At 72.6% G+C, this 25356-nt stretch carries 21 protein-coding genes; 12 read left to right on the top strand and 9 right to left on the bottom strand.

Annotated elements, in window-relative coordinates:
• Window positions 1–134: 134 nt before the first annotated feature.
• Window positions 135–944: a DUF3027 domain-containing protein gene (locus HNR25_RS14505; protein WP_017542374.1), complete on the top strand. Its 810-nt coding sequence runs from the start codon at window positions 135–137 to the stop codon at window positions 942–944.
• 329 nt (window positions 945–1273) lie between these two features.
• Window positions 1274–4384, top strand: a complete 3111-nt coding sequence (locus HNR25_RS14510) for a sacsin N-terminal ATP-binding-like domain-containing protein (protein WP_184635910.1) — start codon at window positions 1274–1276, stop codon at window positions 4382–4384.
• Between the two features lie 49 nt (window positions 4385–4433).
• Here HNR25_RS14510 and HNR25_RS14515 read toward each other — a convergent pair whose 3' ends face one another.
• Window positions 4434–5951: a DUF7059 domain-containing protein gene (locus HNR25_RS14515; RefSeq protein WP_184635912.1), complete on the bottom strand. Its 1518-nt coding sequence runs from the start codon at window positions 5949–5951 to the stop codon at window positions 4434–4436.
• 138 nt (window positions 5952–6089) lie between these two features.
• Window positions 6090–6377, bottom strand: a complete 288-nt coding sequence (locus tag HNR25_RS14520; protein WP_184635914.1) for a DUF2530 domain-containing protein — start codon at window positions 6375–6377, stop codon at window positions 6090–6092.
• A 130-nt stretch (window positions 6378–6507) separates the two neighbouring features.
• On the opposite strand from HNR25_RS14520, the gene HNR25_RS14525 reads away from it, so the two are divergent.
• The 4 genes from HNR25_RS14525 (at window position 6508) to thpR (ending at window position 10950) form a co-directional block, all read left to right on the top strand.
• Window positions 6508–8007: an NCS2 family permease gene (locus HNR25_RS14525; protein WP_184635916.1), complete on the top strand. Its 1500-nt coding sequence runs from the start codon at window positions 6508–6510 to the stop codon at window positions 8005–8007.
• Between the two features lie 197 nt (window positions 8008–8204).
• Window positions 8205–8654, top strand: coding sequence for a MarR family transcriptional regulator (locus tag HNR25_RS14530; RefSeq protein ID WP_184635919.1), 450 nt, complete (start codon window positions 8205–8207; stop codon window positions 8652–8654).
• Window positions 8655–8916: 262 nt separating this feature from the next.
• Window positions 8917–10191, top strand: a complete 1275-nt coding sequence (locus HNR25_RS14535) for an MFS transporter (protein WP_040692872.1) — start codon at window positions 8917–8919, stop codon at window positions 10189–10191.
• 75 nt (window positions 10192–10266) lie between these two features.
• Window positions 10267–10950, top strand: a complete 684-nt coding sequence (thpR, locus tag HNR25_RS14540; protein ID WP_312862546.1) for an RNA 2',3'-cyclic phosphodiesterase — start codon at window positions 10267–10269, stop codon at window positions 10948–10950.
• Between the two features lie 361 nt (window positions 10951–11311).
• Here the strand turns inward: thpR and HNR25_RS14545 are convergent, their stop codons facing one another.
• On the bottom strand, window positions 11312–12037 hold the full coding sequence (locus HNR25_RS14545; protein WP_184635921.1) for a 3-keto-5-aminohexanoate cleavage protein: 726 nt from the start codon (window positions 12035–12037) through the stop codon (window positions 11312–11314).
• Between the two features lie 100 nt (window positions 12038–12137).
• Between HNR25_RS14545 and HNR25_RS14550 the strand changes: the two genes are divergently transcribed.
• Entirely contained in the window at window positions 12138–13196 is a 1059-nt protein-coding gene (locus HNR25_RS14550) for a hypothetical protein (protein ID WP_184635923.1), read from the top strand.
• A 333-nt stretch (window positions 13197–13529) separates the two neighbouring features.
• Here the strand turns inward: HNR25_RS14550 and HNR25_RS14555 are convergent, their stop codons facing one another.
• From HNR25_RS14555 to serC, 3 genes are all read right to left on the bottom strand, one after another.
• Window positions 13530–14429 carry an aminoglycoside phosphotransferase family protein gene (locus HNR25_RS14555; RefSeq protein WP_184635925.1) on the bottom strand — a complete coding sequence of 300 codons (900 nt, stop codon included), beginning with the start codon at window positions 14427–14429 and terminating at the stop codon, window positions 13530–13532.
• Window positions 14430–14476: 47 nt separating this feature from the next.
• Window positions 14477–15472 carry a glycerophosphodiester phosphodiesterase family protein gene (locus HNR25_RS14560; RefSeq protein ID WP_017542362.1) on the bottom strand — a complete coding sequence of 332 codons (996 nt, stop codon included), beginning with the start codon at window positions 15470–15472 and terminating at the stop codon, window positions 14477–14479.
• A 175-nt stretch (window positions 15473–15647) separates the two neighbouring features.
• On the bottom strand, window positions 15648–16769 hold the full coding sequence (gene serC / locus HNR25_RS14565) for a phosphoserine transaminase (protein ID WP_017542361.1): 1122 nt from the start codon (window positions 16767–16769) through the stop codon (window positions 15648–15650).
• A gap of 242 nt (window positions 16770–17011) precedes the next feature.
• On the opposite strand from serC, the gene HNR25_RS14570 reads away from it, so the two are divergent.
• Together HNR25_RS14570 and HNR25_RS14575 are read left to right on the top strand one after the other, a co-directional pair.
• Window positions 17012–17653 carry a hypothetical protein gene (locus tag HNR25_RS14570; protein ID WP_017542360.1) on the top strand — a complete coding sequence of 214 codons (642 nt, stop codon included), beginning with the start codon at window positions 17012–17014 and terminating at the stop codon, window positions 17651–17653.
• Window positions 17650–18003: a transcriptional regulator gene (locus tag HNR25_RS14575; protein ID WP_017542359.1), complete on the top strand. Its 354-nt coding sequence runs from the start codon at window positions 17650–17652 to the stop codon at window positions 18001–18003. The genes HNR25_RS14570 and HNR25_RS14575 overlap by 4 nt, the downstream gene beginning before the upstream one ends.
• 40 nt (window positions 18004–18043) lie before the next feature.
• Here the strand turns inward: HNR25_RS14575 and HNR25_RS14580 are convergent, their stop codons facing one another.
• The gene (locus HNR25_RS14580; protein WP_017542358.1) at window positions 18044–19150 is read right to left on the bottom strand and encodes a citrate synthase 2; all 1107 of its coding nucleotides are present in this window, start codon (window positions 19148–19150) and stop codon (window positions 18044–18046) included.
• A 146-nt stretch (window positions 19151–19296) separates the two neighbouring features.
• Between HNR25_RS14580 and pdxH the strand changes: the two genes are divergently transcribed.
• The 3 genes from pdxH (at window position 19297) to HNR25_RS14595 (ending at window position 23438) form a co-directional block, all read left to right on the top strand.
• Entirely contained in the window at window positions 19297–19962 is a 666-nt protein-coding gene (pdxH, locus tag HNR25_RS14585) for a pyridoxamine 5'-phosphate oxidase (protein ID WP_184635927.1), read from the top strand.
• 315 nt (window positions 19963–20277) lie between these two features.
• Window positions 20278–20988: an iron-dependent transcriptional repressor DtxR gene (locus tag HNR25_RS14590; protein ID WP_026128868.1), complete on the top strand. Its 711-nt coding sequence runs from the start codon at window positions 20278–20280 to the stop codon at window positions 20986–20988.
• 197 nt (window positions 20989–21185) lie between these two features.
• On the top strand, window positions 21186–23438 hold the full coding sequence (locus HNR25_RS14595) for an ATP-binding SpoIIE family protein phosphatase (RefSeq protein ID WP_184635929.1): 2253 nt from the start codon (window positions 21186–21188) through the stop codon (window positions 23436–23438).
• Window positions 23439–23517: 79 nt separating this feature from the next.
• Here HNR25_RS14595 and HNR25_RS14600 read toward each other — a convergent pair whose 3' ends face one another.
• On the bottom strand, window positions 23518–23685 hold the full coding sequence (locus HNR25_RS14600; protein ID WP_017542354.1) for a hypothetical protein: 168 nt from the start codon (window positions 23683–23685) through the stop codon (window positions 23518–23520).
• Between the two features lie 35 nt (window positions 23686–23720).
• Window positions 23721–24863, bottom strand: a complete 1143-nt coding sequence (locus tag HNR25_RS14605) for an acyl-CoA dehydrogenase family protein (protein ID WP_017542353.1) — start codon at window positions 24861–24863, stop codon at window positions 23721–23723.
• Window positions 24864–25356 lie beyond the last annotated feature (493 nt).

The following is a 25356-nucleotide window of genomic DNA, read 5'->3' on the forward strand; positions in this document are numbered from 1 at the left end:
GCGGTCCGCAGGGTGTGACTCCTGCCACTCCCGTGGGCGGTGCCATCCGAACCCGGCCCCATCCGGCGCGTAACGGTCGACTATCGATCGGTATCTTGGTCGTGTTGGTGCCCGTTATCAGCGAAAATGGAATTGTGAGCCCTAGCCGCCGTTCTCCCGCACCAGACAAGGCATGCATCGAAGCGGTCGACCTCGCCCGCTCCGCGGCCGTCGAGATCGGCCGCCCGGAGTGGGTAGGTGAACACCTCTCCGCCTATGTCGAGGGTGACCGCGTCGTCACCCACCTCTTCGCGTGCCTCGACCCCGCCTACGCGGGGTGGCGCTACGCCGTCACCGTGGTCCGCGCCGCGCGTGCCAAGAAGGTGACGGTCAACGAGGCCGTCCTACTGCCCGGATCCGAAGCGCTGCTGGCGCCGCAGTGGGTGCCCTGGAAGGAGCGCCTGCGCCCCGGCGACCTCGGCGTGGGCGACCTGCTGCCCAGCGCCGACGACGACGATCGACTCAAGCCCGGCTACGCCCAGGTCCCCGATGGCGAGCTGGAGGAAGAGGGCCTGGACCGCCAGATGGTCTGGGAACTCGGCCTCGGCCGTCCCCGGGTGCTGTCCGAGACCGGGCGCGAGACCGCCGCACAGCGCTGGTACGACGGCGACGGCGGCCCGCGCAGCGCCATCGCCAACGCCGCGCCCGCCCCGTGCGCCACCTGCGGATTCCTTACCCCGCTGGCCGGGGAGTTCCGCCAGATGTTCGGGGTCTGCGCCAACGAGTACGCCCCCGACGACGGCCGCGTCGTCTCTCTCGACCACGGATGCGGCGCGCACTCCGAGGCCTCCCAGCGGTCGGCGCCCGCCGAGGCCCCGCTGCGCCCCGTCGTCGACGAGCTGGGCTACGACCACATCGTCTTCGACGACACCAGCGAATTGGAGCTGGTCTCCTCCGACAGCTGACCCCGACACCGGCCCGGTCCGTCCGGCCGGATCCGGGTACGGCGCGGCGGCGTCCCGGCAGTGCGGCTGCTCGGCCGCCGCCGCTCCCGTGCACGGACCGACAGGCCGGGGCCGGCCGGTCCTGAGCGCGCACCCCCCGCCGGCGGTGATACGGGCGCCGCCGGGCTTTGATCCCTGTTCCGCCCGGGTAGCGCACGCGAGTGCGCCCATCGCTCCGGCGGCCCGCGGGGAGACCTCCCGCGCCTGCTGCGGCGGCACCGCGCTGTCCGGCTGAGAACCGGACGGCGGGTCGCGTACGGTAGTTCAGCACCCATGCGGGAGGAGCCCCAATGGCCCTGTCACACACCGACCCGTTCGGCACCGCCGAACAGCGGCGGCGTGTCCTCGACGGCTGGGCCGACGCCCCCGCCAGATTCCGCGAGGACGCCAACGCCGAAGAGGACTACGCGCTCGGCGCCTACCGCGACCGCGCCGTCGTCGAACTGGCGCAGAACGCCGCCGACGCGGCGCGCCGCGCCGGCACGCCCGGACGGCTGCGCCTGGAGCTGCGCGGCGACCGGTTCAGCGCCGCCAACACCGGTTCCGCCCTGACGGCGGCGGGCGTGGAGTCGCTGGCGACCCTGCGCGCCTCGGCCAAGCGCGACGAGGGCGCTCCCGGATCCACCGGCCGCTTCGGCGTGGGCTTCTCCGCCGTCGCCGCCTTCAGCGACGACATCACCGCCGCATCCACGACGGGCGCCGTGCGCTGGAACCGCGACCTCGCCCGCGCCGAACTCGAAGCCGCGACCGCCGACGGACGCGCCCCCGGGCTCGCCGAGGAGTCGGCCCGCCGCGGCGGGCACCTGCCGCTGCTGCGGCTGCCGTTCGCCTCCGACGCCGCGCCCGCGGCGGGCTACGACACCGAGATCGCCCTCGTGCTGCGCGACGCCGACGCCGCCGCGCGGCTCCGGGAACTGCTGGAAGCCACCACCCCGGCGCTGCTGCTGGCGCTCGCCGACCTCGCCGAGATCCGGGTGTGCACCGACACCGGGGAGCGGATCCTCACCCGCGAGCCCGGCCCCGGCGAGGACGTCCTCACCCGCGTCGAGCACCGGGCGCCCCGCTCCGGGGCACCGGCCGCGCAGGAGCCCTCCGGATCCTCCGACGCCCATACGGTGCGCTGGCGCACCGCCACCCGCACCGGCAGGTTCGACCCCGCGGTGCAGGCCGACCGCCCCAGCGAGGAGCGCGACCGCCTGGACTGGACGCTGACCTGGGCGGTTCCGATCGCGCCCGAGGGCGGCGCCGCCCCGCTGCCCGACGACGTCGCCGCGGTGGTGCACGCGCCCACCCCCACCGACGACACGCTCGCCCTGCCGGCGCTGCTCATCGGCACGTTCCCGCTGGGCCCCGACCGCCGCCGCGTCGCCGCCGGCCCGGCCGCCGAGGCCCTCATCGTCGAAGCCGCCGACACCTACTGCGACCTGCTCTGCCGCCTCGACGCCCGCGCCGCGCTGGAACTCGTGCCGCAGTCGCCGATGGGCAGCGGCGAGTTCGACGGCCGCTTCCGCGCCGCCGCGGCCAAGACGCTGCCGGACACCCCGTTCCTGCGCACCGCCGGCGGCGAACCCGTGCGTCCGCGCGACGCGGTCGCCGCCGACGGCGGCCCGGGGGTCGTCTCCGTGCTGTCCGACGTGGTCGCCGCAGTACTGCCCGGCGACCTGAACCCCTACCATCCGGCGCTCGCCCAGCTGCGCGTGCGCCGGCTGGGTCTGGCCGAGCTCGCCGACCTGCTCGGCGACCTCGACCGCGAGCCCGCCTGGTGGGTGCGCCTCTACGCGGCCCTGCGCGCAGCCGGGCAGAACGGCGCCGACCTCGGGGAACTCGGCGCGCTTCCGGTGCCGCTGGCCGACGGCCGCCTGGTGCGCGGCCCCCGGGGGCTGCTCCTGCCCGCCGCCGACAGCTTCGGCGCCGCCGAGGCCGCGCAGCTGGCCCCGCTGGGATTGCGCATCGTGCACCCCGAGGCCGCCGACCCGCTGCTGGAGCGGCTGGGCGCCGTCGAAGCCGGCCCTTCGGCGGTGCTGGCCGACCCGCAGACCCGCGCGGCCGTGGAGAACTCCCTGGACGCCGACTCCCCCGAGTCCGTCTCCGGCCCGGTGCTGGACCTCGTGGCCGTGTCGGACACCACCGTGGACGACGCGCCGTGGCTGGCCGAGCTGGCGCTGCGCGACGACGAGGGCGGATTCTCCGTCGCCGGCGAGCTGCTGCTGCCCACCAGCCCGCTGCGCGAGATCTTCGTCGACGACGCCCCCTTCGGAGTCGCCGCCGCCGACCTCGTCGAGCGCTACGGCGAGGCCGCCCTGGCCGCGGTCGGCGTGCTCGACTCCTTCACACTGGTGCGTACCGAGGACCTGACCCTGGGCGCCGCTCTGGAGAACGCCGGCAGCGGAACACGCGTGGACGGGCTCGACGGCGTGGACGAATGGGCCGAGGACGTCGCCGAGCGGCTGGGCGACCCCGACCTCCCGCCCGTCGTCACCGAGTTCACGGCGGTCGCCGACCTCGAATTCGTCCGCGAGGACCGCTGGCCCCGCGCCCTGGAGCTGCTGTCGGGCCGGCGCCTGCGCGAGGCCGTGACCGCACCCGCGCGGGTGCTGGGCGAGCGCGGCCAGGTCGTCGACGTCCCCTCCTACACGGCGTGGTGGCTGCGCACCGGAGCCGCCCTCGACGGAAGGCGGCCCACCGACCTGCGCACCGCCGACGCCGACACCGTGCTTGCGGGGCTCTACGATCCCGCTCCGAGCGGGATCGACGGCGGGCTGGCGGCCGCGCTGGGGGTCCGCTCCCGCCTGGCCGACCTGCTGGCCGAATCCGACGGGCCCGACGACCTGCTGGAGCGCATGGCCGATCCCGCCCGCCACGTCGACCGTTGGGCGCTGCGCGAACTGTGGGTGGCTCTGGCCGAGGCCGACGCCGACCGCGTCTCCCCGCCCGAACGGGTTCGCGCCGTCCAGGGCGGCGCCATCGTGCTGGCCGACCCCGACGACGCGGTCGTGGTCGACAGCCCCGACCTGCTGCCGTTGCTGGCCGGGCGCCCGGCGGTGCTGGCCCCCGTCCACTCTGCGGCTGCGCTGGCCGACGTGCTGGACCTGGCGCTGGCCGGCGAGGAGATCGCCGGCGAGGTCGAGTCCACGGGCGAGGTGCTGGCGGTGCCCGACGAGGTCGCCGCGTTCCTGCCCGGCGGGCCGCTGACCTACGTCCACCATGAGGAGCTGACCGTGGACGGCACCGCCGTGGAGTGGTACTGCGACGGGGCCACCGGCCATGCGGCGACCACCGACGGCCTGGCCCGGGCCCTGTGCCGGCTCGCCGACCGCTGGGAGGCGCGCCACCTGATCGCCGCGGTGCTGCGCGACCCCAAGGCGCTTCCGACCCTGCTGGCCGAGGCCGATCTGGAGTGATCCCGGCGGGCGGAGCCGGGCGGGCCGCGGACCGCCCGCCGCGGCGCCACTACCGCGCCACGCGGAAGAAGCCCTCGGCGATCAGGGAGCGCAGCACATCGGGGGTGCGGGCGCGGATTTCGCCCGCTTCGCGGTCGGTGAGCTCGGCGATCGCGTCCAGCAGCGGCCCGACCGGCATGGTGCCGTCGCACACGCTGGCCAGCGCGGCCTCGATCGTGCCGACCTGGGCCACCCGTCGCAGGCCGCCGCGCTGGCGCAGCAGGATGCTCTCGGGGTCGGGGGCGCCCGGTACCGCGATGCGCTCCTCGACCACGTCGGGCGCCAGCGCCACGTGCGCCGACAGCAGCGCCGCGTCGGTCAGCCGGTTGGCGGTCATGGCGCCGTCGACGATCTCGGGCAGGTAGCGCCCCACCGGCTGCTCGATCTCGTGGCGGAACTCCTCCACACGCACCGCCGCGTCCTGGGCGACGTCGTTGCGCAGGCTGATCCAGCCGAACCCGATGCCCTGGACGGCCTCCCGCTCGAAATAGTCCAGCCAGGCGTCGTAGCGCCGGGTGTACTCGGGGCTTCCCACTTCGCAGGAATCCCGGAGCCACAGCTCGACGTACTCGGCGGGGTCCTGCACGTCGCGCTGGACGACCCATCCCGAACACCCGGTGCCCGCAACCCACTCGCCGACGCGGTCGCGCCAGTCCTCGCCCTCCACATGCAGCCAGTTGGCCAGGATCTGGCACCAGCCGCCGTCGGTGAGGTGGCCCGGCGCCCGCCGCACCAGGTCGGCGCATACGGCGTCGCCGGCCAGGCCGGATTCGCGGTAGGTGTAGCGGGCGTCGGGGGTGATCACGAACGGCGGGTTGCACGCGATCAGGTCGTAGCGCTCGTCGGCGACGGGTTCGTACAGCGACCCCTGGCGCGGCCGCACGTGGGGTACGTCCGACAGGGCCCAGGTGATCTCGGACAGGCGCAGGGCGCGCGGGTTGACGTCGGTGGCCACCACTTCCGCCGCCCGCGAGGCCAGGTGCAGCCCTTGGACGCCGCAGCCGGTGCCGACGTCCAGTGCGCGTTCGAACGGGCCGTCGACCAGAAGCTGGGACAGGCTCGCCGACGCGCCGCCCGCGCCGACGACGTGGTCGGACCGCGGCGTGCCCTGGCCGGGGCGCACGGTGGGGTCGGAGACGACGAAACCCGGGCGGCCCTCCTCCATCTCCCAGGGGGCCAGGTGCACCCGTGCGCGGACGCCGTCGTCGGTGACGGTGACCAGGCCGGCGTCGGCGAGGTCGTCGATCGGCAGCACGGTGCGCGCGGCCCTCTCGGCGATCGGCTCCTGCAGCCACCACAGGCGCAGCAGCACACCGAGCCGCTCCTCGCCGCCCGTCGCGCGCAGGGCGGGAGTCAGCTGCTCGCGCGCCAGCGCACGCGAAGCCATGTCGCCGAGCCGGTCGCGCACGCCGGAGACGGTGTAGTCGGCGTCGATCAGCGTCTTGCGGAGCCGGTCGGCGAGCGCGTGCGGAAACGGGCGAAACGAATCAGACACGCGCCCATTATCGGGCAGCCGCGCCCGTGACATGTGCGTTCCCGGGGGTCGGGGCGAGCCCCGACCCCCGGGAACCCGCCGATGCGGCGGCCGCGACCGGCGGCACGGCTCGTGTCGGAGGCCGGTGGAGGGGCGGCCGGTGGAGGGAGTGGCCGGTCGAGGGGCGGCCGGTCACCGCCGGCCGCCGCCGGCGTCCTCGTCCTCGGAGTGCTCCGGTTCCTGCGGCGCGCCGGCGCCGCGGCTGTTGCGGAGGTGGCGGGGGATGTAGAGGAAGCCGAACACGCCCAAGGCCGCTCCGGTCAGGCAGACCCAGCGCCACCAGCGGTCCTGTTCGGCCAGGTCGTCGCCCATGGCCAGGAGTGCGATCAGGGCCGCGGCCCAGGCGGCCGTGCCCAGGGCCGTGGGGAGGCGGTAGTCGCTCTCCATGACCTCGGGGTCGGGCTTGCGGGAACGGCGCACGGCTTCAGCCTAGCCGAGGACGTATTCGTAGAATCATACGACGTCTGTGCGTTCGCCCGCGTGCGGATTCGTGCGAAGCTGCAACTAGTCTGACCCGGTACCCCGATCCCCGTCTGCCAAGGTCGAACGAGTGAACGCAACGCCCCAGCCCGGTGAGGACCGGCACTCCGAGCGTCCGAGCGGGCTAGCCGGCCGCCTCGACCGCTACTTCCACGTCCGCGAGCGCGGGTCGACCTTCCCCCGCGAGCTCCGCGGCGGCCTGGCGACGTTCTTCGCCATGGCCTACATCATCGTCCTCAACCCGCTGATCATCGGTACCGCCGAGGACATGAACGGCGAGACGCTGGGCGTCACCCAGGTGGCGGCCACCACGGCTCTGGTCGGCGGTGTCATCACCATCCTGATGGGAGTCGTCAGCCGCTACCCGCTGGCGCTGGCGACGGGCATGGGGCTCAACGTCCTCGTCGCCTACTCACTGGCGCCGCAGATGACCTGGGCCGATGCGATGGGCGTGCTGATCCTCGAAGGCGTCGTCCTGCTCGTGCTGGTACTGACCGGGTTCCGCACCGCCGTGTTCCGGGCCATTCCGCCCGAGCTGAAGACCGCCATCGCGGTGGGCGTGGGCATGTTCCTGGCGCTGGTGGGCTTCGTCAACGCCGGCTTCGTCCGGCGCGTGCCCGACGCCGCCGACTCGACCGTTCCGGTCCAGCTGGGCGACGGCGGGTCCCTGGCCGGATGGCCCGTCCTCGTGTTCGTCATCGGCCTGGTGCTGACCATCGCGCTCATCGTGAACCGGGTGCGCGGAGCCATGCTGCTGGGGATCGTCGTGGCCACCGTCGTAGCGATCGTCATCGAGACCGTCGCGCACATCGGGCCCATGGACGACGGTACGAGCGGCGGGAACCCCGCAGGCTGGTCGCTGACCGTCCCGTCGCTGCCCACGTCGTTCGGCGACGTGGTCTCCCTGCCGGACTTCAGCCTGATCGGGCGGTTCAACCTGTTCGGCAGCTTCGCCAACGCCGGAACCGTAGCGGTCATCCTGCTGATCTTCACGCTGCTGCTGGCGGACTTCTTCGACACGATGGGCACCATGGTGGGCGTCGCCGGCCAGGCCGGCCTGCTCGACGAGGACGGCAACGTGCCGCGCGCCCGCGAGGTGCTGATCGTCGACTCGCTCGGCACCATCGGCGGCGGTCTCGCCCCTTCCTCGGTGAACACGGTGTTCGCGGAGTCCGCGGCGGGTGTGGGCGAAGGGGCGCGCACCGGTATCGCCCCCGTCGTCACCGGAGCGCTCTTCCTGGTCGCGACGCTGTTCTCGCCGCTGGTGCAGCTGGTGCCGTTCGAGGCCGCCACACCGGTGCTCATCATCGTCGGCTTCATGATGGTCACCCAGATCACCCGGATCCCCTTCTCCGACTACGCGATCGGGATCCCGGCGTTCCTCACCATCGTGATGATGCCCTTCACCTACTCGATCGCCAACGGCATCGGTGTCGGGTTCATCAGCTACACGATCATCAAAATCGTCCAGGGCCGGATCCGCGACATCCACCCCCTGCTGTGGATCGTCGCGGTCGCCTTCGCGGTGTACTTCGCGCTGGGGCCGATCGAGCAGATGCTGGGCCTGTGATCCGCTGACCCGCTGACCCGGGGCCGGGCGCAGGCGGGTGCGCCGACCGCTGCGCCCGGCCCCGTCGGACCAGGCTGGGGACGGGGCGCTCGCCCGTCGCCGGGCGGCCCCTCGAACGGCCGCCAGGTGTAGCCGCCGGGCTCCCGGGGAATGGTCACCAAGCTCGATTTTGTTAGCAAAAGTAATGAGTTCTGCTAATGGCGAAGTCTCCGCTGTCCCGCCAGATCAGGACCGACGCCGGACTGGCGTCGGTCCTGCGCGTCACCGTGGGCCGACTGGCACGGAGGCTGCGGGCCCAGCGGCCCGACGCGTCGGTGTCGCTGGGTCAGGGGGCGGCACTGTTCACCCTGGCCCGCCACGGGGAGATGAGTCCGGGCGAACTGGCCGAACGGGAGAAGGTGCAGCCGCCGTCGATGACCCGGATCGTGGCGGCTCTGGAGGAACGCGGGCTGGTGCGGCGCACCAAGCACCCCGAGGACCAGCGCCGCCAGCTCGTCAGCATCACCGAGGACGGGCGGGAGCTGGTCCGGGCCGACCAGCGCCGTCGCGAGGCGTGGCTGGCCCGGCGCCTCAAGGAGCTGACACCGGAGGAGAAGGACACGTTGCGCCGGGCGGCGGAGATCCTGGACCGGTTGGCCGAGTCCTAGATCGCCCGTTCCGCAGGCGCACGGCCGTACCGAGGACCGAGGGGGGACGGGCGCGGGCCGAAGCGGCTGCGCGCACCGACAGGCCATGAGCGAGCCCGAGCGACCAGCCGAGTCCGTCTCCGACCCGCCCGGAGCGGACTCCGCCGACCGGGCCGAACCCGCATCCGGCGGATCCGCCGGATGCCCGCGACCCGGTGACGGTTCCGCACCCGGAGACGGGGACCGCGAGCCGCCGCGCCGCCGGTCCGTTCCGGGCAGCGCGATGTTCCGATCCCTGGCCATCCGCAACTACCGGCTCTTCGCCGCCGGCCAGATGGTCTCCAACAGCGGCACCTGGATGCAGCGCGTCGCCCAGGACTGGCTGGTGCTCCAGCTCAGCGGCGGCAGCGGCGTCGCCCTCGGTCTGGCCACCGCGCTGCAGTTCCTGCCCATGCTGCTGTTGGGCCTGTGGGGCGGAACCCTCGTCGACCGCCTCCCCAAACGCGGCCTGCTGATCGCCACCCAGGCCGCCATGGGCGTCCTCGCCGCCGGACTGGGCGTGCTCGCCACCCTCGGGGCCGCCCAGGTGTGGCACGTCTACGTCTTCGCTTTGGCCCTGGGCCTGGTCACCGTGGTCGACAACCCCGCACGCCAGACCTTCGTCGTGGAGATGGTCGGCGACCGCGACCTGCCCAACGCCGTCGCGCTCAACAGCGCCAGCTTCCAGTTCGGCCGCGTCGCCGGCCCCGCGATCGCCGGTCTGCTGATCGCGGCCATCGGCAGCGGCCCCGTCTTCCTGATCAACGCCGCGTCCTTCCTGGCGGTCCTCGGCGGCCTCTGGCTGATGCGGCCCGGCGAACTCGCGGTGACCGAGCGGGATCCGCGCACCAAGGGCCAGACCATGCAGGGCGTTCGCTACGTGCTGGCCCGCCCCGACTTGGTGCTGCTGCTGGTGATGACGATCTTCGTGCAGATGTTCGGCGCCAACGTGCAGAACCAGATCGCGCTGATGACCAACAACGTCTTCGAGACGGGAGCCGCCGCCTTCGGCACCGCGGCCGCGGCGCTGGCGGTCGGCGCCCTCGCGGGGGCCCTGGTCGCCGCGCGCCGGGAGCGGCCGCGGTTGCGCATCGTGCTCAGCGGCGCACTGGCGTTCGGCGTGCTCCAAGGGGTGGCCGCGGCAGCGCCGAGCTACGGCTGGTTCGTGGCCGCGCTGGTCGTCATGGGCGTGTCGTTCATGACCTTCACGACCTCGCTGAACGCGACGTTCCAACTCAGTGTGGAGCCGCAGATGCGCGGCCGGGTGATGAGCATCTACATGCTCGTGTTCCTGGGTGTGGCGCCGATCGGCGCCCCGATCGTCGGATTCCTGGCCGACGCGTTCGGCCCGCGTGCCAGCCTGGGAGTGGGCTCGGCGGTGAGCGTGCTCGTGGTCGTCGTCGTGGCACTCGTGCTGGCCCGCAGCCTGCGGGTTCGGGTTCGACTCGCGTTGCGGCGCCCGTTCGTGGACGTCACGGCACGTCCTGCGCGCACCGGCGGTGCCGACGGGACCGGCTGACCCGGCGCCGGCCGGCGCCTGTGCGTCGGTGCGCGCCTGCGGGCGGCGGTCCGCGGAAGCCCCTACCGCGCGGCTGTGCCCGCTGGCATGCTTCTGCGCACGATCATCGGGAAGGACGACGATGCGGGGTGGTGCATGAGGCTGTTCGTAGCGGTATACCCGCCGCAGGAGGTCCTGGACGAGGTGGGGCGCGTAGCGGGTGCGCTCAGCGCCGCCGACCGGCTCGACGTCGCCGGCGGTGCGCTGGACACCGCCGACCGGGGCGGTGATCCCGGTGCACGGCCGCGCCTGGGTCAGGGGCTGCGCTGGCGCGCCCCCGAGGAGTGGCACTTCACACTGCTGTTTTTGGGCGAGGTCGGTGAGCAGGAGCTGCCGCAGGTGCGGCGCAGACTCGCCGCCGCGGCCGCCCGGAGCGAGAGCCCGGAGGTCGCCGTGCGCGGCGGCGGCACGTTCCCGGGCGACACCGAGCAGGCGACGGTGCTGTGGGCCGGGCTCGAAGGCGACGTCGGCGCCGTGACCCTCCTGGCCGACCGCCTGCGCAAAGCCGCCCGAAAAGCCGGCCTCAAGGTCGACCGCCGCCCGTTCGTGCCGCATCTGACCCTGGCCACCCGCCGTCCGCCCACCGACATGACGGCGCTGCGGTACGGCCTCAGCGCCCTGGCCACCCCGTTCTGGACCGTCGGCGAGATCCACCTGGTCCGCAGCCACCACCCCCGGCGGCCCCGGTACCAGACCCTGACCACCTGGGAACTAGGCTGAAAACCGCCCGAACCGCCCACGGGTCGGGGGAACGGCGGGGATGTCCGCACCCCGCATCCGGACGCGGCGATCCCGCCCCGGAACGACGCGAGTAAGGCCGAACCACCATGAGCATGCTCACCAACAACCGGAAGCAGCGCTGGCTGCTGCCGACGGTGCTCGGTGCCATTGTGCTGATCGTCGTCGCCGGCGCCCTGATCGGCTGAGACCCGAGGCACCCTCCGGGAACGGTTCGGAGCGGGCCGCCGCACGGGTGCGGTGACGGGGCGCGGCTCGCCCGGCGAGCGCACACGGGACCCGCCCGGCGGGGCGGGCGCCGTATCGCCGCCGGACGCCGGAACCCGGGCCGGTGCCGCCGGCCCTACGCCGCCGCCGACGTGCGCGCCAGGGCCAGCTCCACCAGCCCGGCGTTGCCCGTGGCGGGGTTGCCGTCCGGGTCGCGCAGCGTGTCCTCCAGCCCGATGCGCACGCCGCGGCCGGCGGCCACTGCGGTCTCCAGCACCGGCCAGGCGGTCCGGTCGCGGCCGTGCAGCAGCCGCGGCAGGTCCAGTCCGGCCCGGTCGAGGACGCCGTCGATGGAGGACGCGTTGGCCAGCGCGTCCTCGGTGGCGGTCTGCATCGGCTCCACCAGGATCCGGAGGAACTCCTCGGCCAGACCGGAGGCGACCAGGATCCGCGCGGCTTCGGGCGTCCACACCCCGGCTTCGACGCCGACCCGGCGGTCGATCAGCAGTCGGCAGACCTCGACCGATCCGGGCTCGTGCAAGTTCACCGCCGCCGAGTCGGGCAGGGCGCTCCAGCGTTGCACCAGATCGTAGCGGCGCACGGGATCGGGTTCGGACGACAGCGCGGTGGTGACGCTGACGGGGACGTCGGGCAGTTCGGCGCGCAGCAGCCGCAGCAGCGGCGCGACCGCCTGCGGCTCCAGCGACTCCGCGCCCGCACCGTCGCGCGGGTGCACGTGGATCTCGTCGGCTCCGGCTTCCACCGCCGCGCGCGCCTCGGCGACGACCTGCTCGGACGAGACGGGCAGCGCGGGATGCGCTTCGGGGCGACGGTCCCCGTTGAGGCAGGCGACGATCCGCATACGGTCATCCTTCCGCTCACGCGCGTATGTATGCGAAGCATGCCCAGACGGCGAGGTTCGCAAGCTATGCGGGCACGCCGAGAATGGCAGGATTGCCGATATGAGGAGAAGCGCCGCACTCGCGGTCCCGTTCGCGATCGCGGTGCTGTACGCGGCGCCGGCGGCCGCGGCCGCCGGCGATCCTGCGGACGCTGCGCCGTCGGACGGCGGCCGCGCGCACGGGTCCGCCGACCCGCTGTTTCGGATCTCCGACGAGCGCATCCGGGAGTCCAGCGGCCTGGCCGCCTCCAGCCGGCACGACGGCGTCTACTGGACGCACAACGACAGCGGCGACTACGGCCCCGAGATCTACGCCGTCGACGAGCAGGGGCGGACCCTGGCGACGGTGGCCCTGGCCGGCGAGGGGGTCGAAGCCCGCGACTGGGAGGCGGTCTCGGTGGGGCCCGGGGAGGACGGCGAGCCCGCGATCTACGTCGGCGACATCGGCGACAACTTCCAGGGCGGTTGGCCCGACATCCGCGTCTACCGGCTGCCCGAGCCGCGCGACCTCACCGATCAGACGATCCGGGCGCGCACCTACACCTTCGTCTACGAGGACGGCGGCCGGGACGCGGAGGCGATGATGGTCGATCCGCGCGACGGCCGCATCCACATCGTCAGCAAAGAGGTCGCCGGCGGTGTCTACGCGGCGCCGGAGCGGCTGGACCCCGAGGGCGCCAACACCCTCACCCGGGTGGACTCCGCTCCGCTGTACGCCACCGACGCCGCCTTCTCCCCCGACGGCGCCCACTACGCGGTGCGCACCTACTGGTCGGCGAGCGTGCGCGACGCCTCGGACGGCGTCGGCGGCCGCGTCGTCGACCGCGTGTCGCTGCCGGAGTCCGACCAGGGGGAGTCGCTTGCCTTCTCCCATGACGGCGGCGCGCTCCTCGCGGGCACGGAGGGCCCGGACAGCCCGGTGTGGAGCGTCCCGCTGGACCTGCCCGCCGCGGACCCGGAGGACGGCGCGGCCGGCGGCGGAGACGCCGCGGGCGGCACCGGAGGGGGCGCCGGGGAGAGCGAGTCCTCCGACACCACCGCGGCCACGCTGATCTGGACCGGTGTCGGCGTGGCAGCGCTGGTGATCGCGGCCGTCACCCTCCTGGCGCGCCGCGGCTGACCGGGGCCGGCGGGGCGGTTCCGGCGTCGCTGCGGCTGTGCACGCGCAGTAGCCGTTCGTGCCCGGAGCGACTGCGGGGAGAGCGCGCTGGCGCTCTGTGGAGAGCGGGTTCCGTCCACAAGCGCCGACGGAGTGTCCACAGGCTTTCGCGAAACTTGTGGATAACTATGTCCTGATGTCTGTTTGTGCAGCTCACGAGTTATGTCGCTGGTGTGGAAATCATGGATGAAACGTCGGATTCCGCCGGTCTCGCGATCCGAAACCCACAAGCACGTGCAGCGCTCCACACGGCACCGGGCGGCCCCGTTCCGTCCGGTGCCGTGCCGCCGGTCCTTACAGGCCCGCCGCGTCCGCCAGCACCGCCGCCTGGTCGAGCTCGGCGTCACCCGCCCTGCGGTCGCCGATGTTGTAGCGGTCGAAGGCCGATTCGACAGCACGCGCCGCCGACCAGGCCGACAGCCGTTCGGCGGGTTCGCCGAGGATCTCGGCGGCCAGCCCGAAGCGGCGGCGCAGGACCGGTCCGGGTTCGATCAGCCGCATCGGGGAGTCGAGCTGCATGATCAGCGGCCACACGTCGTACCCCGGATCGCCCACCATCGGCTTGGGGTCGATCGCCAGCCACGGCGAACGCCGTGCCGAGAGGACGTTGCCCGGATTGAAGTCGCCGTGCAGCACCACGCTGCGCTCGGCCGTGCGCGGCAGCGACTCCAGAAGCCCGATCGCGGTGCGCACCAGGTGCGGGTCGGCGCCGGGGCGCAGGCGCGGCCAGCGCTCGGCCACCAGCCCGGCCCAGTCGCCGGTGACGGCGTGCAGCGGCTCCAGTGCCGACGCGGGGTCGGGGCGCTCACTCCACAGCTGCGCGAGCACCTCCAGCCCCGCGGTGAGCAGGTCCTCGGGCTCGCCCGCCGCGTCGCGCAGCGTGGAGCCGGGCTCGCAGGTCTCCAGCAGCAGCCCGAATCCGTCCGGGTTGGAACGCAGCAGCCGGATCGCGCCCGCTCCGCTCCACAAGCGCAGCGCCTCCGCTTCGCCCCGGGCCTCGCGGTGCGGGAAGGACACCTTGAGCACGGCGCACCCGCCGTCGGCGGTGCGGGCCGGCCCGACCCACGAGCAGGTTCCGCCCTCGAACGGGCGGCCCAGCTCCAGGCCCCAGCCGTCCCGGAGGCTCCGGAGCGCGCACGGAAGCGACTCCAGCCACTCCCGTCCGCCGTCCAAGGACGCCACGTTGCGCGCCACGCTCGCAGGAAGCGGAGCGGGACCCGCAGTCCGGTTCGAAACCGTGCTCACTCCTGTTCGAAGTAGATCTCGCGGGCCAGGAACGCGTGCCGCGAGTGATCGGTGAACACGCCGTCGACTCCGGCTGCGAAGAACGCGCCGTACTCGGCGGCGAAGCCGCCGAAGTCGCCGGGCTCGCCGCCGCTGCGCAGGTCCGCGGGAAGGAAGCGGTTCTCGCTGCGGAAGGTCCAGGGGTGCACGGCCAGGCCGGCCCCGTGGGCGTCCTCGACCAGCGGGGTGGGATCGCCCAGGTTGTCGTCCTCGTCGCGCGGGATCACCAGGGCCTTCGCCGGCCCGACGGCTTCGGCGAACTCCGCGACCCCGGCGAGGCCGTCGGGGGTCAGGTAGGGCTTCCAGTGGTCTTCGGTGCCCATCAGGAACACGCGCGGCACCCCGGCGTCGACGAGCCTGCGCAGGCTCTCGCTTTCGAAGGACTGCAGGAACACCGGCAGTTCGGGTTCGGCCCCGGTCAGTCCGTTGTCCAGCAGGGCCGCCACCAGCGGCGGCTCCAGGTCCAGGCCGAGCCCGGTGTGGTAAGCGGGGTGCTTGGTCTCGGGGTAGACGCCGACGCGCCGCCCCAGCTCCCCGGTCATCCGCCGGGCCAGGTCGATGATCTCCTGCAGCGTGGGGATCGCGTAGGCGCCGTCGTGCGCGGCGTTGTCGGGGCGGACGTCGGGGATGCGCTCGGTGGCGCGCAGCGTCTTGATCTCGTCCAGCGTGAAGTCGTGGACGAACCAGCCGGTGTACTCGCGGCCGTCGATCGTGCGGGTGGTTCGCCGGTCCGCGAACTCGGGCCGGTCGGCCACGTCCGTCGTATCGCCGATCTCGGGCTCGTGCCGGGCCACCAGTACCCCGTCGGCCGTGGCGACCAGGTCGATCTCCATGAAGTCGCCGCCGAACCGCGCCCCCAGCTCGTAGGAGGCCAGCGTGTGTTCGGGGCGGTGCCCCGAGGCGCCCCGGTGGGAGACGATCGTGAGTTCGGGCTCCTGCTTGTTTCTGCGCACAGCCGCTTTCCGTCCCTGGATGCCCGCATCGGCGCGGTGCACCCGCTCGCAAGTGATGGCCTGCCCGGACTGCGCGTCCGTGCAGGCCATCATGTGTACCGTTCCGCGCCCGGATGCGCGAACCCGGCCCGTCGCCGCCCGGCGGTCGGGGCCGGTGCGGGCCGGGGCGGGGCTGCTACGACAGCTTGCCCACCACGTACTCGATGGACTCCGTCAGCGTGCGCACGTCGGCGGGCTCGATCGCCGGGAACATGCCGATGCGCAGCTGGTTGCGGCCCAGCTTGCGGTAGGGCTCGGTGTCGACGATGCCGTTGGCGCGCAGGGTGGAGGCCACGGCGGCGGCGTCGATGCTCTCGGCGAAGTCGATCGTGCCCACGACCTGGGACCGCTGCGCCGGCTCGGCGACGAACGGGCTGGCGTAGTCGGTCTTCTCGGCCCAGGAGTAGAGGATCGACGAGGACTCCGCGGTGCGGCCGACCGTCCACTCCATGCCGCCCTGCGCGTTCATCCACTCGACCTGGTCGGCGAGCAGCATCAGCGTGGCGACGGCCGGCGTGTTGTAGGTCTGCTCCTTGCGGGAGTTGTCGACCGCGGTGGTCAGCGAGAAGAACTCGGGGATGTAGCGCCCGCTCCGGGCGATCTCGTCGACCCGGGCCAGCGCCTTGGGCGACATGACGGCGATCCACAGCCCGCCGTCGGCGGCGAAGCACTTCTGCGGAGCGAAGTAGTAGACGTCGGTCTCGGCGATGTCCACCGGGAGGCCGCCGGCTCCGCTGGTGGCGTCGACGAGCACCAGCGAGTCGTCATCGGCGCCGGGAACCCGCCGGATGGGCATGGCGACACCGGTGGAGGTCTCGTTGTGGGTCAGCGCGTAGGCGTCCACACCGGCTTCGGCCACCGGCTCGCCGTGTGTGCCGGGGTCGGTGCTGAGGACGCTCGGCTCGTCGAGCCACGGTGCGCCCTGGGCCACCTTGACGAACTTCGAGGAGAACTCGCCGAAGGACAGGTGCTGGGACTTGTTGCGCAGCAGCGCGTGGGCCGCGGTGTCCCAGAACGCGGTGGTGCCGCCGTTGCCGACGATCACCTCGTATCCCTCGGGCAGGTCGAAGAGCTGCGCCAGCCCGGATCGCACCCGCCCCACCAAGGACTTGACCGGCTTCTGCCGGTGCGAGGTCCCCATGTAGCCGGAGCCGGACGACGCGAGGGAGGACAGTTGCTCGGGGCGGACCTTCGACGGGCCGCAGCCGAAGCGGCCGTCGCTGGGCAGCAAGTTCGCGGGAATCTGAATGTCGGTCACCTGCGCCAGGGTAGTGGCTGGCGACGTCGCACCGCAGGCGAGGGGGGCGGGTTAGCGGTGTTTCCGCAGCGAGAGCGGCGGTCGGGGCGCGGCGGGCCGGCGGCCGCGGTCTGCTGCGCGGCCGTGGCCCTGGCCGGGTCGGGGCCGGCTCCCGGGTCAAAGGTCTGCCTTGCAAACCTCACGGCGGCGGCCTAGGATCGGAGCCTGTTGAGTTTGCTGTGCAAACCTTTAGTGGAGGGCCGATGGCTTCCGACCCCGGATCGGCACGCATGCAGCAGGCGGTCGCCGTGGCCGCCAACTTCAATTCGCTGCGCGGCCTGATCCTGCTGCCCATGGGCGGAGCCCTGATCGTCGCGGGCACGCTGAATCTGGCCGGCTTCTCGCTGGTGACCTTGCCCTTCCTGGCCCTGGCACTGGTCGCCCAGGTGCCGATCACCCGCTACTACCAGCGGAACTTCGGCCGGGTGCGCAGCGATGACATGGCCGCTAAGACCCTGGCGGTCATCGCGGCTCTGGCGGTGTTCACCGCCGTGGGCATCGCCCTGAAGTACACGCAGGCGCTCGACGGGCAGAATGCGGTGTGGCTGACTGGCCTGCAGGCGGCGGCCACGATGTCGGTGATGAGCTGGATCCCCTCGGCGGTGCGGGGCCGCTGGCGGGACCTGCGCCTGATCCGCCATTGGTGCGCGATCTGTGCGGTTCTGGCCGCGTGCGCTCTCGTGCCCGTAGGACTGTGGACCGGCGGGGACCATCCCCTGAACCGGTCCGACCTCGCCACGGCCAGCCTCTCGTGGGTCTTCGGCGCGGCATTCCTGGTGGGCGGTGTGCTGGACCACCGCTCCCTGGCGCGCACCATGCGCGGCGTCCGGGAGGCGCGACGATGACCGGTTCCGACGCCTACGAGGCCGCCGGCGGCCTCGACCGGGTCATCCACGAGCCGGCGCGCCTGCTGCTCACCACCGCGCTGCACTCGGTCGACGGGTCCGACTTCGTATTCCTGCAGAACCTGTCCGGGCTGACCAAGGGCAACCTGTCCAGCCACCTGGCAAAGTTGGAGCAGGCCGGCTACATCGCGGTCACCAAGACCGGAGCGGGCCGGCGCGCGCGCACCTGGGTCGAACTCACCGGCACCGGCCGCGCCGCCGTCACCGAGCACTGGAAGCACCTGGACCGCCTGCGCGCGCTCGCCGACGTGCCGCACGAGTCGGCCGACCGCTCCGGAACCGGACCGTGAGCGGTGCCCGCACCCGCCGGCGCCCGCCCGGCGCGTCCGTCTACACGCCCTGCTCCAGCGCCTCCCGGGCACCCGGGACGTCGCCGATGCTGCGGGAGGCCGGGCCGGTGTACCGGGCGCTGGGGCGCACCAGGCGGCCGGTGCGCTTCTGCTCCAGGATGTGGGCCGCCCACCCGGCGGTGCGGGCGCAGGTGAACATCGACGTGAACATCTCGGTGGGGACGTCGGCGAAATCCAGCACGACCGCGGCCCAGTACTCGACGTTGGTCGCCAGCACCCGGTCGGGCTTGCGGGCGTGCAGTTCCTCCAGCGCGGCGTTCTCCAACGCCGCGGCGACTTCGTAGCGCGGCGCGTCCAGCTCCTGGGCGGTGCGGCGCAGCACCCGGGCGCGCGGGTCCTCGGCTCGGTAGACGCGGTGCCCGAAGCCCATCAGGCGCTCGCCCCGGTCCAGCGCGCGCGCGACGTAGGTCCGGGCGTCCCCGATGCGCTCGGTCTCGTCGAGCATGTGCAGCACGCGCGCCGGGGCGCCGCCGTGCAGCGGTCCGGACATGGCCCCCACGGCGCCCGAAAGGGCGGCGGCGACGTCGGCGCCGGTGGAGGCGATGACGCGTGCGGTGAAAGTCGAGGCGTTCATGCCGTGCTCGGCGGCCGACGTCCAGTAGGCGTCCACGGCCTTGACGTGGCGCGGGTCCGGATCGCCGCGCAGCTGGATCATGAAGCGCTCGACGACGGAGGCGCCCTCTTCGATGCGGGCGCGGGGCACCTCGGGCAGCTCGCCGCGCGCCGACTGGGCGGTGAGCGACAGTGCGGCCGAAGCGGCCCGGGCGGCGTCGTCGCGGGCCTGGTCGTCGCCGATGTCCAGCAGCGGCCGGAATCCCCACAGCGGCGCCAGCGAGGCCAGTGAACTCTGCACGTCGACACGGATGTCGCCGCTGCGTACGACCTTGGCCACCGGTTCGGCGAACGGGAGTCCGGGGGAGAAGCTGTCGTCGACCAGCAGTCCCCAGACGCGCCCGAAGGCCGTCTGGCCCACCAGGTTCTCGATGTCGACACCGCGGTAGCGGAGGGCGCCGCCCTCCTTGTCGGGTTCGGCGATCGCGGTCTCGAACGCCAGGACTCCTTCGAGCCCGGGTTTGAAGTCCGACATACCGGTTTCCTCCGTATTGTCGCGATCCCCTGCGCCCGCACGCGGGCGGGGCCGTCGGGTCGGATACCGGTGGCACGCGCGGTGTCACCGGCCGGGCGGTTGTACCGCTGGCGCCTACCCCGCGGGGCGTGTGAGGATGCTCCACTGTGGACGACAGCGATCCGGCGGAACTGCGGCAGCCCTACGGGGGTCAGCCGCTGCGCAGGGCCGAATTGGCCCCCCACCCCATGGACCAGTTTCACACATGGTTCACACAGGCGCACAGGTCGGGGGTCAGCGAACCCAACGCCATGGTCGTGGCCACGGTCGAGCCGAACGGCGCCCCCCGGGCACGAACCGTCCTGCTCAAGGGATACGACCGTTCCGGCCTGCGGTTCTTCACCAACTACGGCTCCCGCAAAGGCCGGGCGCTGTCGGCGGAGCCGCGGATCGCTTCGGTGTTCCCCTGGCACGCGATCCGCCGCCAGGTCCAGGTTTCGGGCCGCGCCGAACCGCTCACCGACGCCGAGAACGACGCCTACTTCCGTTCCCGTCCGCGGGGTTCGCAGATCGGCGCATGGGCCAGCGAGCACCAGTCGGCCCGAGTGGCCGGCCGCGCCGACCTGGAAGCGCATTACGCCGACTTCGCCGGCATGTGGCCGGACGGCGAGGAGATCCCGCGGCCCGCCTACTGGGGCGGCTACCGCATCCGGGTCGAGGAGGTCGAGTTCTGGCAGGGCCGCGCCGACCGCATGCACGACCGGTTCCGCTATCTGCTCGCTTCCGGGGAGCCGGCCGAGGGCGTTTGGGAGCTGGACCGGCTGTCGCCGTAAGCTGAACCGGCCAACGCGGACCGGCGCGGGTTTCCCCGAGGGAGCCCGCGGGCGCGGAGGCACGGGTCGCCGAATCCGCAGCAGCGGTGCTTCGGCCGCCGCGGGGCTGTGGTGTTCGGCACATTGCGGCGAAGTGGGTTGTCCGTCGCCGGGGTATGATGATGGGCAATCGGTGGCCGCTTCCGCGGCCAGGGCGCAGCGGTCGGTTCCTCGTCCGGGCAGGGTTCCTGGAGGGCGACCGGAATCCCGTGCGGCCGGTCTGTGTTGAGAGTCTGCCGTCGTCGACTCTCGACGGCCCATGAGGGGAGGGGAGCCTTGACCGCACACGGGCTTATCGACACAACGGAGATGTACCTCCGCACGATTTTCGAGCTGGAGGAGGAAGGCATCGTGCCCCTGCGGGCGCGCATCGCCGAGCGCCTCCAGCAGAGCGGTCCCACGGTCAGCCAGACCGTCGCACGCATGGAGCGCGACGGGTTGCTGCGCGTCGAGAACGACCGCCATCTCGCGATGACCGACGAGGGGAACCGGTTGGCCACCCTCGTCATGCGCAAGCACCGCCTGGCCGAGCGCCTGCTCGTCGACGTCATCGGCCTGCCTTGGGAGGACGTGCACGTCGAGGCCTGCCGGTGGGAGCACGTCATCTCCGAAGCGGTCGAGGAGCGCCTGGTGCGGCTGCTCAACGCGCCTTCGGTATGCCCGCACGGAAACCCCATCCCCGCCCTGGAGGAGCTGGGCCTGGCCGACTACGCCCCCGAGCCCTTCTCCGGCGAGTCGATCGTGCCGATGCTCGACGTCGCCAACGGGACCGAGAGCAGGGTGAAGGTGCGGCGCATCAGCGAGCAGCTGCAGAGTGATCCCGAGATCATGCTCGATCTCAAACGTGCCGGGGTACAACCCGAGCAGGAAGTCTTCCTCGTCGAGACGGACAACGGCGTACAGGTGATTGGTGGTAGCGGCAAGGATGGCGAGCCCAGCGAACTGTCCCGGCAGATCGCCAGCCACGTATTCGTCACCAAACCCTGAGCATACCCTCCGCTTCCCGCGCACCCGCGGGCACAGGGGCCGAAATGTCACGTCGCACTGCAGATACCGTGGCAGTGGGGCTATGCTCGGCTCATGGCGCGCGGTCAGCGGCGCGATCGCAGCGACCGCGCCCGGACAGAGCGGACCGTACGGCGCGGCATCGTGACCGCGACCGGCGAGGTCGAGGTGGCGGCTGAATGAACCGACGGGGGGAAGCCTTCTACGACGACGACGCCCTCACCGGGGACGCGGTCTTCGAGCAGGCGCAGATCGCCGTCCTCGTGTCCGACCGCGCCAGTCGTCTGCGTTACATCAACCCCTTCGCGCGCGAGCTGTTCGGTCTCGTCGACGACACCGACCCGCGCTGCGTCACACTCGCGGACCTGGGTATCCAGGAGACCGACCTCGAGCGCGCCAACCAGCTCTCCCGCCGCGCGCTGCAGGGCGACACCTGGGACGGCACCTTCGCCGTCAAGCGCCCCGACGCCGGGTGGCTGCACGTGCGCGTCAACGCCGTTCCGATGAAGGACGCCTCCGGCGCGGTCCGGGGATTCACGGTCTTCGCCGGCGAAGCGCTGCGCAGCGGCCGCGTCGAGGACCTCTACGGCATCCTGGAGCGGGTCGGCAGCCGCCTGGCCGGCTCATTGGAGTTCGACTCCACGATGAAAGCCGTCGCCGAGATCCTCGTTCCGCAGTTCGCCGACCACTGCTTCATCGACCTCTTCGACCACGACCGGCTCGTCCGCCGCATCTCCGTGCACGCCGAGGGGTGGACGCCGCCGCCGGGCACCTGGTTCGACGTCGGCGACGAGATCAGCTACCCCGACCGCCACTTCGTCTACACCGCGATGCGGCGCATGGAGACCGTACTGGTCGGCGACTACGCCGGAGCCGCCGGCCACGACGACCGGCGTTCGGCCCGCGTGGCCGAGCAGGTGGGGGTGACCTCGGCGATCGCGGCGCCGCTGCGGGCCCGCGGCGAACTCCTGGGCGTGCTCACGCTCGCGCTGTCGCGGCTGTCCCCGCGCCAGAAGACCCGTTACGGCGCCTTCGACCGCGACCTCGTGGGCGCGCTGTCCTCGCGGGTGGCCCTGGCCATCGACAACGCGCGCCTCTTCGAGGAGGAGCGCAGCACCGCGCTGGCGTTCCAGCACAGCCTCCTGCCCCGCACGTTCCCGCCGTTCGACGGGTTGTCCATCGCCCATCGCTACGTGCCGGCCAAGCCGCTGGAAGCGCACGGGCACGGTATCCAGACCCAGGTCGGGGGCGACTTCTACGACGTCATCCCGCTCTCGGCCGGGCGCGTGGGCATCGTCATCGGCGATGTCGAAGGCCGCGGACCGCATGCCGCGGCGGTCATGGGCCAGCTCCGCGCCGCGCTGCGCGCTTTCGCCCAGGCCGACCGCGAACCGGCCGACATCCTGCGCGAACTGGACGAATGGGTGCGTCGGCTGGGCCGCCCCGACGACTCCGGCGGCACCTGGGTCCCCAGCGTCAGCTGCCTGTACATGGTCTACGACGCCTGGTCGCGGCGGCTGTCCTACGCCAACGCCGGCCATCAGGCGCCGCTGCTGATCTGCGACACCGGCGTCGAGGAACTCGCCCTAGAGGTCTCCGACACCCTGCTCGGCGTCAAACTGCGCGGCGCCCCCTTCGACGACGCCGTCTACCACCAGGCCGACCTCGAACTCCCCGCCGGCGCCACGCTGCTGCTCTACACCGACGGGCTGGTCGACCGGCGCCCCATCGGCGGAACCGTCGACGTGCAGCGTTCGCTGGAGCAGCTGCGCGGGCGCGTAGGCGAGGTCGCCGACAAGGACGTCGAGCAGATCGCCCATACGGCGGTCGACGCCGTCCCCGGCGAGATCGACGACGACACCGCGCTGCTGGTGGTGCGCACCCACTCCGGCGAACTCGCCATGGAGGAGGGCTGGTTCATCGCCGAGGCGCCCACCGTCGGCGACGCCCGCCACCTGGCCTCCAGCACGTTCAAGAACTGGGGGATGGACCGCGATCAGGCCGAGCTCGCGTGCCTGCTGGTGTCGGAGATCGTCACCAACGTCGTCATCCACGCCACCCCCCACCCCTCCCGCCGCGAGTTCACCGACGAGGGCGTCCTCGATTCCGGCACGGGCCTGGAGCTGGGCGGCGACTTCGGCGAAGGCGGCGACTTCGACGAGGACTGGTCGGACCTGCTGGACGGGGCCGAGGACGAATCCGAGTCCGCCCAGCCCAGCGAGTTCCTGCTGCGGCTGCGGCGCGGCGGGGCCTCGGTGTGGGTCGAGGTCTTCGACCGCGACCTGCGGCTGCCGCGCATCCGCAGCGCCGGCGCCGACGACGAAGGCGGACGCGGCCTCTACCTCGTCGACCAGCTGGCCGCGCGCTGGGGATCGCGCCCCACTCCCGACGGCAAGGCGGTCTGGTTCGAGGTCCCGCTGAAGTCGGAGTAGGCGCTGTCCGCAGCGCACCCCGGCGGGGCCGGCGACCGGGCGGCGCCCGGCCGGGGCGCTGAGCCGGGCTGCGGCGCGTTCACCGGTTGGACCACGCCCACAGCAGCAGGACGACGAAGATGAAGCAGACCACGATGCCGCCGGTGGCCCACGGAATGTGGATGCGCGGCCGGAGCCTGCGCACGCCCAGCACCAGCAGGATGATCAGGAGTCCGAGGACGATCAGGCCGTCCCACGCGCCGCTCATCGTGACCCTTTCGCCGCAACCCGTCGAGGGGGTGGCTACAGGCCCAGCGAGCGACCCACGATCTCCTTCATGATCTCGGTCGTGCCGCCGAAGATCGATTGGATCCGTGCGTCCTGCCACGCCTTCGCCACGGGGTATTCCATCATGTACCCGTACCCGCCGTGCAGCTGCAAGCACCGGTCGATGAGCCGATTGGCCATTTCGGTGGTCCACCATTTGGCCTTGGCCGCGTCCTCCACGGTCAGCTCGCCGCGGTCGAGCAGCGTGATCGCGCGGTCGACGTAGGTGCGGGCGAGGTCGGCCTCGGTGGACAGTTCGGCCAGCGTGAAACGGGTGTTCTGGAACTTGCTGATCGGGCGGCCGAACGCGGAGCGGTCCTTGCAGTACTCGATGGTCTCGGCCAGCACCTTCTCGGCGCCGGCGGTGGCCGCCACGGCGATCGACAACCGCTCTTGGGGCAGGTTCTCCATCAGGTGGACGAACCCCTGGTTCTCCCCGCCGATGAGGTTGGACGCCGGAACCCGGACGTCGGTGAACGACAGTTCGGCGGTGTCCTGGGCCTTCAGCCCGATCTTGTCCAGGTTGCGGCCGCGCTCGAAGCCGGGTGTGCCCCGCTCGACCGCCAGGAGGGAGAGTCCGTGCGCCCCGGCGTCGGGGTCGGTGCGGACCACCACGACCACCAGGTCGGCGTTGATGCCGTTGGTGATGAACGTCTTCTGCCCGTTGACCACGTACTCGTCGCCGTCGCGGACGGCGGTGGTGCTGATGGCCTGCAGGTCGCTGCCCGCGCCCGGCTCGGTCATGGCGATGGCGGTGATCAGCTCGCCCGACGCGAAGCCCGGCAGCCACCTGCGCTTCTGCTCCTCGGTGGTCAGCCGCACCAGATAGGGCGCGATGACGTCGTTCTGCAGCGTGAACCCCAGTCCGCTGGCCCCGGCGCGGCAGATCTCCTCGGAGACCACGGTGTTGAACCGGAAGTCGTCGACGCCCGATCCGCCGTACGCCTCGGGCACCCCCAGACCGAGCAGGCCCACCTCGCCCGCTTTGGTCCACACGTCGCGCGGAACGATGCCGTCCTTCTCCCACTGCCCGTGGTAGGGGACCACTTCGCGCTTGAGGAATTCCGCCGCCGACTCGCGGAAGAGGTCGTGGTCGGTATCGAAGAGCTCCCTGTGCATGGCCGGCTCCTAGTCTCGTTGCGGGCTCCGCCGTTCCACGCGCCCGCGCCCCGCGCGCCCGCCCACCGTAACCGAACAAGATTCGGTTCGGCAGGTCCGGAGGAGGGTTCCGGCAAAGTCCGCCGCACCCCCGCCCGGCGCCGCCGCCCGGCGGCGTGCTGCCTAGGCTGCTGGCCACAGCCCGCACCTGCACCGCTCCGGCGCCGATCGGGGGCACGTCCGATGGGGAAGCACAGTGCGTACCCGCGCAGACGCAAAGAGCGGCGGGACCGCGGCGGCATCGCCGTGATCATGACCGCGCTGCTGCTCACCGTCACCGCGAGCACGCCGCTGTGGTTCTTCGGCGCCTCTTTCGGTACGGCCAGCGTGGCCGGACCGCTGCTGGGCGGACTGTTCGTCGACCAGCTGACCTGGCGCGGCCGCCTCCGGCGTGTCGCAGTGCCGCACGATGGCCCGGGCTCTTGCCTGAGCCCGGAAACCGAATATGGTTCGG

This window comes from Streptomonospora salina, assembly GCF_014204715.1.
In the GTDB taxonomy this organism is placed as follows: domain Bacteria; phylum Actinomycetota; class Actinomycetes; order Streptosporangiales; family Streptosporangiaceae; genus Streptomonospora; species Streptomonospora salina.